Source organism: Zoogloea oryzae, from assembly GCF_030161255.1.
Lineage (GTDB): Bacteria > Pseudomonadota > Gammaproteobacteria > Burkholderiales > Rhodocyclaceae > Zoogloea > Zoogloea oryzae.
Genome location: NZ_BSPX01000009.1, coordinates 31,308 through 44,424, shown reverse-complemented (window position 1 = coordinate 44,424; position 13,117 = coordinate 31,308). Strand labels below are relative to the sequence as shown.

The window sequence follows — 13,117 nt, the reverse complement described above, 5'->3', positions numbered from 1 at the left end:
TCCTGTTTCACCCGCCCCCGGCTCGCCGGGGGCAAAAAAACGCGCAAAAGGCCTTGACGTAATCAAGGCCGGCTTCTAAAATGCGCGCCTCTGTTCCTCGATAGCTCAGTCGGTAGAGCGCCGGACTGTTAATCCGTAGGTCCCTGGTTCGAGCCCAGGTCGAGGAGCCAGAACAATTTGCGGTGATGTGTTTTGTTGTTTGAAACACGTGACCAACCCGTCAGATCCTCGATAGCTCAGTCGGTAGAGCGCCGGACTGTTAATCCGTAGGTCCCTGGTTCGAGCCCAGGTCGAGGAGCCAAGACAAGCAAGCAGAAAAGCCAATCCGCGAGGGTTGGCTTTTTTGTTGTCTGGTCGATTGCTGGTCCGGGGGCGGCGATGCCGGAGACTGGATCACCCATCGGATGACTTCCGCTCGGCCGTCACCGCCCGATGGCAGCCCCCGCCACTCTTCACTCCATAGGCCCGGCTCTGCTGCGCGCCCGCCCCCCAATGCGACTGCACCCGCGCCCACCCGCTGCCGTGCTCTCGCAGTGGCACTGCGCCTAGAAACACAGCCTCTTCAACGCACTCCCTCGCCCCAAGACCGGCACAGACCGGCGCTCGGGTGGACTTCAAGCGGCTGATCGTTCTTGGTGTCAATCTCGACAAGGGGGTCTATGCAGTACGCCGATTGACACCATCTCAAACAACCAATGCATGGCTAAATCGCTTTAGCGGGCTCCTGTGGGCCCGGTGCGGGGCGGCCCGACTGTTGCTTGACCCGCAGGGACGCTTAAGCTTTTACGGCTGCAGGCGGAGCTTGCGGGATCAGCGCCAGAGCAGTTGCTAGCAGCGAAAGGTGCCAGTCGGTTAAGTTCATTCTGAGTTGCTGCTCATGCTGAGCCTGCTGCACAGAACTCAAGCAAGTATTTTAGGTGTGCGCAGTCTCGGTCGAGCACGCTCATGCGAGACCTAGCCTTTTGCTTGTATCTAGAATAGATTCTCATTGTAAGATGGCATACAAATCAGTCGAGGGCGAGCTGAATGGCGACGTCGAAGCGACGCGGATCCCCCCATTCCAAAAAGCGAAGAACCGAGGTGCCGGGCCAAGCATTAGGCTATGCCCTCCAGTATACGCGTATGACGCAACTCCTCTTGGAGGCGCCCTCCGGGAGCTTTTGCAGCATGGAGTACCTCGACGATGTTGCCCAGCAGCATCCAGACAAAGGCGCGCGCTTGATCCAAAGCAAGAGCGCACTGACGGCCAATCCAGTTGCCGACCGCGCCAAGTCGCTGTGGAAGACGCTATCCAATTGGACGACGTTAGCAACTGGTTCTGATTACGACTTAGAAAAGACGGTCTTCGAGATCTATGTCTCCCGTCCGGTCGGTGGCGGGCTCGTTGAGGCATTCGCCAATGCCCGTACGCTAGAGCAAGCGCGTGAGGCCATTGCGCAAGCGCGCGACACCTTGTGGGGAAAATCGCCAGACTTCGCGTTGAAAAACACTGTGGCAGACGAGATCGCTCCCTATCTGGAGAGCGTGTTTACTGCAGACCCAGCCTGCCTCGAACGGATCATCTGCAACTTCCAGCTGACCCATGGTAGTGGTAGCCCCCAAGCCGACATCGAAGCCGTGATTCGTACTCATCCGGTTTCCCCTTCCAAGGTCGTGGACATCGCCGACCACATGTGCGGAGTAGTGAAGAGGCGGGTGGATGAGTTGTTGGAGGCCGGGCTGCCGGCCGTCATTGCCCGCGACGTGTTCTATGGCTGGTACACCTCCTACCTGCGAAAGATCGATCGAGACACTGTGCTGCTGAGCCGTGCCAAGCCGCCAAGCGAAGAAGAATCCTGCGGTCTATTGCCGAAGATTTTCGTTCAGCAACTGGATCTCATCGGGCTTCCCTTCGAGGATAAGCTAGAGGCCGTGAGCGACTATCTGATGGCCGCCGCCGACCGCACCAACTGGGCCCTCAGCGGGGAAGTCGATGCGTCCTCGTTCGATGATCTGGATGCGGCGCTGAAGCGGAGTTGGAAGAACAAGCGACGCGCCTGTGGCATTGAGCATGGCAGCAAGCCAGGTGATCTGCAGGGACAGATGCTGTACTCCGACTGCATTGGCCTCACCTTGCCCCTACAAGCCATGCAGCCGCCGGATCACTTCATTCCGGGGTGCTTTCACTGGCTCGCCGATGACATGTCGATCGGATGGCATCCAGATTTCGAGCAGCAACTCAAGATCAAAAAGGCCGCGTGACAATGCTGGCTCGGGAAGCGCAGAACATCCAGAATCCGGCGCTCGGTGCTGCCATCCTTTGGCGCTTTTGCTGTGGACATGTCGAAGCGCATCCCGAGGGCGACTTGCCGCGCTTGCCGCTGTTGTTCCTTGTGCTGCCCATTGTTTTGCACGAGGCGACTGCTGAGCTTCTACGGCGCACCCGGCCCAGCTCGGGACTTCGGGCCTTCGCTGCAAAATTCGGGGACTCGCAGATCTCGAAGCAGGATCTGCTCCTCCAGGTCCACGAACGTGCGGTCCGCTGGCGCGCGCTCAGCCTCCAATCGATCGAGCTGGCCTCGGCAGGGCATCTAATCCAGCTCTCTGATGGAGGCGAAGTGATTCCCTTGTCCCATGCCAAGGCACGCGGTCTTCCGGATGAAGTGAAGCAACTCCTGGCCAATGGAGAAAAGCTCGGCGCATGGTGTAGCCAATTGACGCTGCACGAGGTAACGACAACGCTGAAGGTAAAGCTCTGATGTATCTGCAGATCCGCGAAATAGTGCTATGGCCGCGCAACCCGAGCTTCGAGCCGCGCCGGCTCCAGTTCGAACTGGGGAAGGTGAACGTCATCAGCGGCGCGTCGAGAACCGGCAAATCGGCGGTCATTCCTATCATCGATTACTGCTTGGGCGCGGGGACATGCTCAATTCCAGTCAAGACCATCCGTAAGTATTGCGAGTGGTTTGGTATCGTGGTCGCGACCGCGCAGGGCGACAAGCTGTTGGCCCGGCGGGAGCCCGGTGCGCAGCGTAGTACCGATGACATGTATCTGCTGGAAGCGGAGCGGATCAAGGATATCCCGCACCGCATTGCCAAAAACATCAATGCGGACGCTGTGAAGCGACTGCTCGACGAACTCGCTGGTCTGTCCAAACTCGACTTCTCAGGCGGCAGCGAGTCGACGGGGTTCGATAGTCGCCCCAGCTTCCGCGATCTGGCTGCTTTCACATTTCAGCCGCAAAACGTCGTCGCCAATCCGGATGTGTTGTTCTTCAAGGCCAATACCTACGAGCACCGGGAGAAGCTCCGGAAAATTTTCCCGTATGTGCTCGGAGTTGTGACACCAGCGCTGATGGCTAAGCAGTTCGAGCTCGGGCGCGCGCGCCAGGAACTGCGCCGGAAGGAGCGGGAGCTCAGGGACGCCCAGGAAGTGTCCGCGCGCTGGCTGGCTAACTTGAAGGCGAAATTCAGCGAAGCCCAAGAGCTGGGTCTGATCCCCAAGCCAGAGCAGGAGCTGTCGCGTGGCCAGATGATCGAGCGGCTGGAAGAAGTCGTCGCGCGAACGGATCTCACGCTCTCGGTGAGCTCCTCGACCATCTCGAACGCGTTGCGCGAACTCAGCGACCTTGAAGTCGAGGAGCGCGACGTGTCGCGTGACCTGACGACCTTGCGCCATCGACTCGGAGAGATGAACCGTATGCGCGGCGGCGTCGACCAATACCAGGCGGCTCTCGTGCTCCAGCGAGGACGTCTGCAGTTGTCGAGCTGGCTGGTATCGCACACCGACGACAAGGCAGATTGCCCGATGTGCGGCAGTCACACCGACTCGGCTACGCGCAAGCTGGCGGTACTGTCAGAGCGCTTGCAGGAAGTCGAGGCTGAGGCCAGCGTTGACAAGGAGTTGCCGGCGGCCTTTGACCGCGAGCTGCAGCGTGTGACCGCGGAGGTCGAACAGGTGACAGAGCGACTGCGCTCGGTCCAGATTCGTAAGCGGGCCTTGTCCGGGCGTTCGGCTGAAGCGCGCCAGCGGCAGTTTGCAGCGCAACGGGCCGAGCGGTTCGTCGGCAACCTCGAATCCGCCCTGGACCTGCATCGGCGGCTTGGCAGCGACCGTGAACTCGTCGAGGAGGTCGTGCGCCTGAGGGAACGGGCACAGCGACTGGACGCCGAACTGCGCGAGCAGGATATAGAAGCGCGCAAGCGCCGAGCCCTGCGGGCCATCAGCAACAACGCGGGCCGACTCCTACCGCACCTTGACGTCGAAAGCCCAAACGATCCGATCTCCCTAGAAATAAACGATCTGACGATCAAGGTACATGGACAGGAACGTGACGACTACTTGTCTGAGATTGGCAGTGGCTCCAACTGGCTCTCCTACCACTTGGCTGTACTTCTGGCACTCCACCAGTTCTTTCTGTCGCAGCGTAGGGGGCCGATTCCTGCATTCCTAGTACTTGACCAGCCGAGCCAAGTGTACTTTCCGAAACGCATCGCAGCGCTACCGAAGGACGAGGACGGCGAAGATGTCGAGGAGCCCCAACTGCGGGACGAGGATGTGAATGCCGTTCGAAAGGCATTTGAAGTAATGGGGCGTGTGACACGCGAGGCCGCGGGCGGCTTGCAGCTGATTGTCCTTGACCATGCATCGCACGACGTCTGGGGTGACATAGATGGGGTGGTTGGGCTCACCGAGTGGCGCAACGGCGACAAACTCGTCCCCATGACATGGCTGACTGATGTCTGACCTCCGAAATCCGCGCTGATTGAGCGAGGATGCAACGAGATCGCGCAAGGCCTTAACCTATCATTCTTCGCTGGAAGAGCTATTCACAATGCCAGAACTGGACGCAGAAAAACTAAAGGAAAATGCATTGACCTCTATTCGCCTCGGCATAGAGGATTTCCAGCGTAGCAAGCTGGAAAAGGATCAAGGAGGCGATCCGGCTCGCGCCCTCTCAGCGGTGCGCAATCTATTCGCAGGCATTCTGCTCCTGTTCAAGTACAAGATCGCCGTTTCGGTCGATGCCACCGGTGATGCCTCGGTGCTGATCTTCAATCCCCCCGAGGTTCTCCCTCAAGCTGACGGAAAGGGCGGCATCGAATGGAAGCCGGTCGGCAAGTTTAAGCGGACCACAATCGATGTCGCTACCATCAAGAAGCGATTTGAAGGATTTGGCATTGACGTGGACTGGCCGACCATCGACAAGTTACAGGAGTGTCGCAACCACCTGGAGCATTTGCACCCTGCTAACACGCTGGGCGAAGTAGCAGATTTTGTTGCGGAACTTTTTCCCGTATTGCGCGAATTCATCTTGACGCAGTTGAACGAGCAGCCGGCCGATCTACTCGACACAGCTTGGCCAGTCATGCTTGCACACCACGAATTCTTCAGGGATACCATCGCTGAGTGTCAGGCCTCGTGGGCGGCTGCTGGTGTCCCGGAGATGATGCAACCTTGGCTTGAGAGCTGCCAATGCGAGGAGTGCGGCTCATCCCTGCTACGACCGAGCCAGCAGGATATTGAGGAAGGTGCTAGCGTTGATAATCAGGACAATACTTTCAAATACGTTTGCGTTGCCTGTGGCCATTCCGATCTAATCGCCCCTCTGATGATCAAAGAACTCAATGACGCCTACTACGATGACCCCCGCGATGGCGGCGAAGCCGATGTCGAGGAGTGCAATGAGTGTAAGCGCTCAACTTTTCTAATTAGCGAGCAACATTGCTTGTGGTGCGGAGCGGAACTTGATTATCCCACATGCACGTTTTGTGAAGAGCCATTGCGCCAAGAGGATCAGTTCAACGGGGGGCTTTGCGGGTATCACTTGCACGCCTACGAGAAAGCGATGCGCGATGACTAAGCGCGTCCAATTATCTCTTGCAGTCATGCGATGAATCCGTCCGCATCGCTATACATCATTGGCAACGGCTTCGATCTTTACCACGACATTCCTTCCGACTATCGTGATTTTGGTCGCTATCTTGCGGCGGTCGACCGAGGCACCTATCGCGAAGTTGAGGCCTACTTCAACGTTGACAATGAATTCTGGTGGCAGTTTGAACAACAACTAGCCAACTTCAATACTTGTGCAGCCATAGACTATGCGTCTCAATTCTTGATGCCCTACGGCGCCGATATCTGGAGCGACTCGGGCCACCACGACTATCAGTACGAATTAGACCGCATCATTGAGGCGATTTCCAAGACACTTCAGGAGCGTTTCGCTCAGTGGGTTAGGCAACTTTCTATCCCTTCGCTCTCAAGCTGTAATACAGCACCTTTGCCACTCGATCCAAATGCGCTTTATCTCAGTTTCAACTACACAAACACCTTGCAGCGGACATATGGCATTCCCGACAGCCAGATCCTTCATATCCATGGGAAAGCTAGCGCTCCGAGCGATAGACTTATCCTCGGTCATGGCTGGGAAAGATCCGCATCCGACTCGCTTAACCACGGCGTCGACATGTCTGAAGCCGATATCCGGGTCATAGAAGGTAACGAGATCGTTGATCGCTATTTCTCAGCGACTTTCAAACCGACGGGCCAAATCATTGCAGACAACCAGACCTTCTTCTCCAATCTGAAGGGGATTCGGCAGGTATATGTGATGGGGCACTCACTGTCTGAGGTAGATGCTCCCTATTACAATGAAATCATTAAGAACATTGACTCCTCCTCAGTGAGATGGATGATTAGCTACCGCTGTAATCCGACAGATACCCAGGAAAAGTTCTCCAATTTTGGAGTCGACATATCTCTGGCGGGCTTTGCTGCACTAGACGACGCCCATCGGTGGGTTCCGCAATTCTTGCTACAGAACTGCCGATAAAGACTACGTCGACGTCCGCAACCTGCCCAGCCCTGGTGACTAAATTGAGCTGACACCAACGGCGGCAATTGCCGATGAGCCGCTGCGTTGCTTTGAAGTGGGTGATAGCTCAAAAAAAATGCTTCCCCCCGCTGCCTTAGCAGATCACAGACCGACCGGACTCCACTGCGGAGAGAACGACGGGCATCAGACCAAAGGCAGTTTAGCCTGTTCCGGCTGCTGGCCTGATCTCGCAAAACATCCCATCGTTGCTTCCTTCCCCGAGGTCACGATGCCCACCACGCTCCTCCCGCCCCCTCCCCGCCCCGTCTTCAAGCGCAAGCCCGCCGAGCCCCTGCCCGTCGGCTTCCTTGCCAAGGCCGCCAGCCTGCCCGGTGGCCGTACCCTCGCCGTTGCCCTGGCGCTGTGCATCCACGCCACCTCCACCGGTTGCCGCACCCTCACCTTCGGCGCCTGGCTGCGCACCCGCTACGCGATCTCCGATGACGCGGCCCTCGACGCCCTCAACCGCTTGTCTGCCGCCGGCCTGATCTCCGCCAAGCGGGGTCGCGGGCGCTTTGCGGTCGTCACGCTTCACCTCGACGACGAGGCGCCGCTCGCTGCGGCCTGACCGATAAGAAGAAGCCGGTGCAGGGTTCTCCTGCACCGGCTTCTTCTCTCGATCCGCTAGCGCGTCAAACCGCTCCCGCCTGCCTTCGCCCAGCTTGATCCTGGCTCACGCACACCACTGACCTCGTCAGGCCCGCTAAGAGCCTGTTAGCGGCGGTTCCGGCTGTTTGCCGCAACCGGCAGGCGTCAGAGCTCCCGCCTTCGCTTCCATATCATTCCTGTGATCCAGTCGGATCCTTTTGGCCCCGGTCGCCTTGTGGTGACCGGGGCCTTTCCCTGTCCACGCCGCCGATGCCCCGCTGCGTGGGCATCGGCCTTCTACGGAGGTCTTCATGTCCGATCCCCTGATTTCGATCCGCAGCTTACCTACCGCGAGCCTGCTCGGGCTGCTGGTGGGCGACGTCGCCGCCGAGGCTCTGGCCGGACGACCGCTGGCCGAGCTCTTCCACCTCCACGCCCGCCAGACCGGCGTCTGCGAGACCCCGGCGGACTATCGCGCGGTGCGCATCCTCGGCGCAGCCCGCGAACTGCTGACCCGTGCACTGGCGGAAGCGGTCGAATTGGGCGACTGCCTCGATAGCCCGCAGAAGGTCCGTGATCTGCTGCGCCTGCGTTTTGGCGACCTCCCCCACGAGGTCTTCGGGGTCGTGCTGCTCGACAGCCAGCACCGCGTGCGCGATGTGGTCGAGCTCTTCCGCGGGACCCTGGCCCAGACGTCCGTCTATCCCCGCGAGGTGGTCAAGCTGTGCCTGGAGGCGAATGCCGCCGCGGTGATCCTCGTCCATAACCACCCGTCCGGTAGCCTCGAACCGAGTTCGGCAGACCTGGCGCTCACCGAGACGCTGAAGCAGGCCCTGGCGCTGGTGGACGTGCGCGTGCTCGATCACTTCATCGTGGCGGGCACGGCATCGCCCTTGTCGTTCGCCGAGCGCGGGCTGATCTGAATCCTGTTTCCCGTCGCGCCATCAGGTTCGCCTGATGGCGTTGTGTTCGTGGTGTTGTTTCTGAGGAGTGCCTGTGTGTTTCCGTTCCTGCCTGCTGTGCTGGCGGCCCTGCCGACCGGTCCCGGTGCTGCCGTGGCCTTGCTGGCTGCTGCAGCCGCTTACGCGCTGACCCAGCGCCAGATCGACGCCCGCGTCGAGATCCGCTGATCCGTCGCTGTTCCTGTTCATGTCGCCCTCCCGGCCCTGTGGCCCAGAGGGCGTCTTACTTTAGGAGGCCCCATGGCCAAGAAACCCGAGGTCGTATCGACGACCTATCACCGGCTGCTCGATTCCCGAGCGGCAACCCTTTCCGGTAGTTCTGCGATCCAGTATGCGCTGCTGGCCGATCCCGACCATGCCCAGGTCTTCCTGCTGATCACCGCGGCGGAGGGCGGCGGCAACTTCAACCGCGAGGTGGTGGGCTTCGACGACTTGGAGGCGGCGGTGGATGCCGCACCGGCCGGCAAGCCCTTCGGCTCGAAGCAGCTCAAAGGGGCGTACCAGGGACGCAGCAACAACAACGCGCCCTACGCCTGCGCGGCGCTGATCGCCCAGGGCCTGCTCGCCAAGGCGCCGGACGTGAAGTTCGGCCTCGTGAAGGCGGGTGACTGGGATGCGTGGCGGCTGCAGATGATGGCGCTGCCGGGCGAGCTCTTCGTGTTCCCGCCGGCCCCCGTCGAGGCGCCCACACCGGCGACGGCAACCTCTGTCGAGCCGAAAGGCAAGAAGAAAGACAAGCGCGGCGGCAACCGCTTCATCCCGTTAGCGGAAACGGCTGATACCAGTGAGGAAGTGTCCGATGCGAATCCTGCGTGATGTGGCCGATGTGGCGGCGCTGGACGACGCTGCACTGCGTAACCTGATCGAGCGGCGCCTCAACGAGCGGGAGGTGGGCGAGGACTTTGATGCCGAGCTGCACGGGACCTTCGTGGTGATGGTCCCGGGCGATAGCCTCGCCGAGGTGGAGGCTGCCGTCAGCATCCCGCTGCTCGTCAATCCGGTGACGCGCGTCCCCTACGGCGATCCGGCCTTCAGCCCAATCTTCGAGTACGCCGGACGGCACGCCCGCTTCTACGAGCTGGTCTTCGTGCCCGGCGGCGGCGATGAGGGCGTAACGCTGTTCATCCCCCGTCACCCGGATGTGGAGCCGCGCCTGCTGGCGCTGTGCGCCGAGTATGCCGTCACCGAGCCGGTGGCGGTCTAGCCGCGGGGTGTTTCCGCCCCTAAGGACCACCCCCATCTTGCCGCCTTTGACCCCCGACGCCCGATGCGAAGACCGCATCGGGCGCTTTGCTTTCTGGAGAACCCTATGAACCAACCCACACGACTGCGTTTCAGCCCCGGCGAGATCGTTGCGACCCGCGGCGCCGACGCCCTGCTGCGCGAGCAGAACCTTCACCCGGTCCAGTTGCTGGCCCGCCACCTCGCCGGCGACTGGGGCGAGGTGGGTGCCGAGGATGCCCAGGCCAACGAGGCAGCGCTCCAGACCGGTGCGCGGCTGCTGTCGGTCTATACGGTCGCCGGGGTCAAGTGCTTCGTGATCACCGAGGCCGAGCCCCGGGCGGTGACGACAATCCTCCTGGCGGACGAGTACTGACGCGATGATCCCAACGAACCATCCCATCCCGCTCGATGCGGGCGTGGCACGGCTCGTGGCGCTGCTGGACGAGGACCGCTACGAGTTCTTCGCCGAAAGGGCCGGCGTGCTGGAGTTTGACGCCCGCATGGCCCGCATCGATGCCGAACGGCAGGCTCTGATCCAGACCTTGGCGCGCTATGGCTTTCCCGGGCAAACCAAGGTGGGCCTGCTGCAGATCAAGGTCGATGGCGGGACCCGATGGGTGCTGGCCGCGGATGAACTCAATGCCCGCCAACGGCTCGCGGGGCTCGGCGTCACCGAGGTGCTCGCCGCCGATCTGGTCGACGTACTGCATCGCCAGTTTGGCGATCTGGCGTGGCTCGCCACGTCGCCGTAAGACCGTCCCGCCACCCCGCCCGAAACACCGGCAAGGGACCGGCGAGCGCCGGCCCACGCTGCCCCCACCCTCGCGCCTGTCCCATCGCTTCAGCCTCGCCAAGCCCCTATCGCGCCGCCACCTGATCCTGGCGGCGGCGTGCTTCGGACTTGAGAGACTGAGTGCGTCCGCGGCGGGCAGGCGTGGGGCACTTCTTCCATTGCTTCTTTCGATCGAGGAGATTCGACGATGAACCGCGTCACGCGATTCCGATTTACTGTCCGCGCCATCGAGCAGTTACCCCCCTGCCCCCTTGATGCGCCCGGCAAAGGCTATGAGGTGAGCGATACCGAGATTCCCGGTCTGCGCCTGTCGGTGTCGAAAGGGGCCGGGCGCAAGACTTTCTGGCTGCGCTATAGCTTCAGGGGCACCAAGCGGGCGATGCGCCTGGGCGGGTTTCCCGCGACGTCCCTCGCCGATGCCCGCCGCCTCGCTCTTGAAGCCCGGGGGCAGCTGGATCGGGGTGTCGATCCGCAGGAAGGGCGCGATCTGGAGCGCAGTTCGCCGACCCTTGCAAACTTCGCGAAGGATTATCTGGAGGACTACGCGAAGGTGCATAAGCGCAGCTGGCGTGACGACCAGAGCAAGCTGGACCTCCACGTGATCCCATTCTTCGGTGCCGAGCGCCGCCTGTGCGACATCCAGCGCCGGGACATCGAGCGCTTCATCGGCGCGGTGCGCAAGACGCATTCGCCAGCGACGGCGAACCGCTTCCTGTCCTTGCTCTCGGCGATGATGCGGCGCGGGGTGACCCTTGGCGTGCTGCCGGACAATCCCTGCCGCGGGATTCCTCGCTTCCGGGAGGCCTCGGGCAAGAGTCGGTATCTGAGCCTGGAGGAGGTCGGGCGGCTAGTGGTGGCGATGGACAAGGACCCGGCGCCATCGGTAATGGCCGCGCTGCGGTTCATGCTTCTGACCGGCTGTCGGCGCAGCAATGCGCTGAAGGCGCGCTGGGAGCACGTGGACCTGGAGCGGCGGATCTGGTTTATGCCAATGACAAAGTCAGGCAAGCCGCAGTACTCACCCCTTTCGGACGAGTGCGTCGCGCTGCTGGGCCGGCTCAAGAGCCGGCAGGCGAGCCCGTGGGTGTTTCCATCGCCGACGGATTCGACCAAGCCCTTGCGCGACCCGAGGAAAGCCTTTGCAAGGGTTCTTGCGGCGGCGTGCATCAAAGGACATGTGCGCCTACACGACATTCGTCATACACATGCGGCATTGGCCGTGAGCCATGCGGGACAGACACTCTTCACGGTGCAAAAATTACTTCATCATGCCAGCCCCCAGACGACCATGATCTATAGCCACATGGCTAATTCGACCCTGGCCCGAGCGTCCCAGGCGGTCTCGGACGTAATCACGCGGGCAACGCAGGCGGCGAAGGGGGACGATGTGGCACCGGCGTCTGAAGAGGCGTCACTGGCCCGTTGAAGGATCGCCCGCTTGCTCGCCCTCGAAGGGTGGCAGGCGGGTGATCTTTTTTTTGGTGTCAATCTGGGCAGGGGGTCAATGTAGTAGCGGAATTGACACCAGACGAGGGTGTGGTCGTGCATCTGCGGCACTGCGGGTAGTCAAGTAGAATACTGAGCGATATCACTCCGGATGATCTGATCAGCCATGACGAGTCTCAAGTACGCCAAACCCGAGCGCATCTTTCTGAAAGGCCACGCTGAATACGGTGAGAAGTGGGTACAGGAACGGATCGCCGAAGATCCGTCGATCCTGGGTCTCGGTGACCTTATCCTCAAGGACAAGGAGCGTATCCACCCGAACGCGGGCCGCCTGGACATCCTCTGCCAGGACGCGGAGTCAAACCGCCGATACGAAATCGAGATTCAGCTCGGAAAGTCGGACGAATCGCACATCGTCAGAACCATCGAGTACTGGGACATCGAGCGCAAGCGCTACCCCCAATACGATCATGTCGCAGTGATCGTGGCCGAGGACATCACAAGCCGCTTCCTCAACGTAATCAGCCTGTTCAATGGGTTCATCCCCATCGTGGCCATCCAGATGCAGGCGTTCCGTTTCGGGGACAACATCTCCCTCGTGTTCACGACAGTCCTGAACGAAATGCGCCTCGGGCTCGTGGACGACGACGAAGCGGTCGCCGACGTGACCGACCGGTCGTACTGGGAGAAACGCGCGAGCAAGCAGACGCTCGCGATCACCGACAGCCTGTTCGGGATCGTTGCCAGCTTCGCCCCCGGGCTTTCGCTAAAGTACAACAAGTTCTACATCGGACTGGCGAAGGACGGACAGCCCAACAATTTCGCGCTGTTCAGGCCCAAGAAGGACTGGGTCTGGTTCGAGCCCAAACTCGAGAAGGACGACGCCACGCAGGCGAAGCTCGATGAGGCCGGGCTCGATGTCGTGGAATACGACTCCCGGGGTGGCCGCTACCGCATCCGGATTGGAAAGAGCGATCTGCCGAAACACGAGGGTATCGTCACCGAACTGCTCAAGCTCGCGTATGCGGGCGCCGGTGAGTAGGTCAAACAGTTTGAAAGTGCTGCCTCACCCGCGGCCCGTGAGCGGGTAATCTGGAGTCCATTTTGGTGTCAATCTCCTGAAGGGGGTGTATGTAGTACCTGAATTGACACCAACTAAGATCGTAAGCCCGGGCAGGACCAAGGCCCCTGCCCGGGCGCCAATGACTTGCAATCCGGACAGGCGACGGCCTGTCCGGATCACCTCA

At 60.8% G+C, this 13,117-nt stretch carries 13 protein-coding genes, 2 tRNA genes and 1 pseudogene; all 16 read left to right on the top strand.

What is annotated here, in order from left to right; translation table 11 throughout:
• Window positions 1-94: 94 nt before the first annotated feature.
• The 16 genes and pseudogenes from QQK25_RS04950 to QQK25_RS04875 all read left to right on the top strand — a co-directional run bounded on the left by QQK25_RS04950 (window position 95) and on the right by QQK25_RS04875 (window position 12,912).
• A tRNA-Asn gene (locus QQK25_RS04950) sits at window positions 95-170 on the top strand.
• A 55-nt stretch (window positions 171-225) separates the two neighbouring features.
• Window positions 226-301, top strand: a tRNA-Asn gene (locus QQK25_RS04945).
• An 866-nt stretch (window positions 302-1,167) separates the two neighbouring features.
• A complete protein-coding gene (locus QQK25_RS04940) occupies window positions 1,168-2,241 on the top strand; it encodes an ABC-three component system protein (RefSeq protein ID WP_284186947.1) in 1,074 nt (357 codons plus the stop codon).
• A gap of 2 nt (window positions 2,242-2,243) precedes the next feature.
• Window positions 2,244-2,738, top strand: coding sequence for a three component ABC system middle component (locus tag QQK25_RS04935; protein WP_284186979.1), 495 nt, complete (start codon window positions 2,244-2,246; stop codon window positions 2,736-2,738).
• Entirely contained in the window at window positions 2,738-4,726 is a 1,989-nt protein-coding gene (locus QQK25_RS04930; RefSeq protein ID WP_284186946.1) for a DUF3732 domain-containing protein, read from the top strand. The genes QQK25_RS04935 and QQK25_RS04930 overlap by 1 nt, the downstream gene beginning before the upstream one ends.
• A 19-nt stretch (window positions 4,727-4,745) precedes the next feature.
• A complete protein-coding gene (locus QQK25_RS04925) occupies window positions 4,746-5,843 on the top strand; it encodes a hypothetical protein (protein WP_284186945.1) in 1,098 nt (365 codons plus the stop codon).
• A 30-nt stretch (window positions 5,844-5,873) separates the two neighbouring features.
• A complete protein-coding gene (locus QQK25_RS04920) occupies window positions 5,874-6,815 on the top strand; it encodes a bacteriophage abortive infection AbiH family protein (RefSeq protein WP_284186944.1) in 942 nt (313 codons plus the stop codon).
• Window positions 6,816-7,086: 271 nt separating this feature from the next.
• A complete protein-coding gene (locus tag QQK25_RS04915) occupies window positions 7,087-7,425 on the top strand; it encodes a helix-turn-helix domain-containing protein (RefSeq protein WP_284186943.1) in 339 nt (112 codons plus the stop codon).
• 508 nt (window positions 7,426-7,933) lie between these two features.
• Window positions 7,934-8,368, top strand: a pseudogene (locus QQK25_RS04910) (JAB domain-containing protein); the annotation flags it as partial.
• 75 nt (window positions 8,369-8,443) lie between these two features.
• A complete protein-coding gene (locus QQK25_RS04905; protein WP_284186942.1) occupies window positions 8,444-8,575 on the top strand; it encodes a hypothetical protein in 132 nt (43 codons plus the stop codon).
• 72 nt (window positions 8,576-8,647) lie between these two features.
• On the top strand, window positions 8,648-9,223 hold the full coding sequence (locus QQK25_RS04900; protein ID WP_284186941.1) for a hypothetical protein: 576 nt from the start codon (window positions 8,648-8,650) through the stop codon (window positions 9,221-9,223).
• Window positions 9,207-9,611: a hypothetical protein gene (locus QQK25_RS04895; protein WP_284186940.1), complete on the top strand. Its 405-nt coding sequence runs from the start codon at window positions 9,207-9,209 to the stop codon at window positions 9,609-9,611. The genes QQK25_RS04900 and QQK25_RS04895 overlap by 17 nt, the downstream gene beginning before the upstream one ends.
• Before the next feature lie 105 nt (window positions 9,612-9,716).
• On the top strand, window positions 9,717-10,004 hold the full coding sequence (locus QQK25_RS04890) for a hypothetical protein (RefSeq protein WP_284186939.1): 288 nt from the start codon (window positions 9,717-9,719) through the stop codon (window positions 10,002-10,004).
• A 4-nt stretch (window positions 10,005-10,008) separates the two neighbouring features.
• A complete protein-coding gene (locus QQK25_RS04885; RefSeq protein WP_284186938.1) occupies window positions 10,009-10,383 on the top strand; it encodes a hypothetical protein in 375 nt (124 codons plus the stop codon).
• Between the two features lie 228 nt (window positions 10,384-10,611).
• Entirely contained in the window at window positions 10,612-11,850 is a 1,239-nt protein-coding gene (locus QQK25_RS04880; protein ID WP_284186937.1) for a tyrosine-type recombinase/integrase, read from the top strand.
• A gap of 186 nt (window positions 11,851-12,036) precedes the next feature.
• Complete coding sequence (locus tag QQK25_RS04875) at window positions 12,037-12,912, top strand: hypothetical protein (RefSeq protein ID WP_284186936.1); 876 nt, start codon at window positions 12,037-12,039, stop codon at window positions 12,910-12,912.
• Window positions 12,913-13,117: the final 205 nt, after the last annotated feature.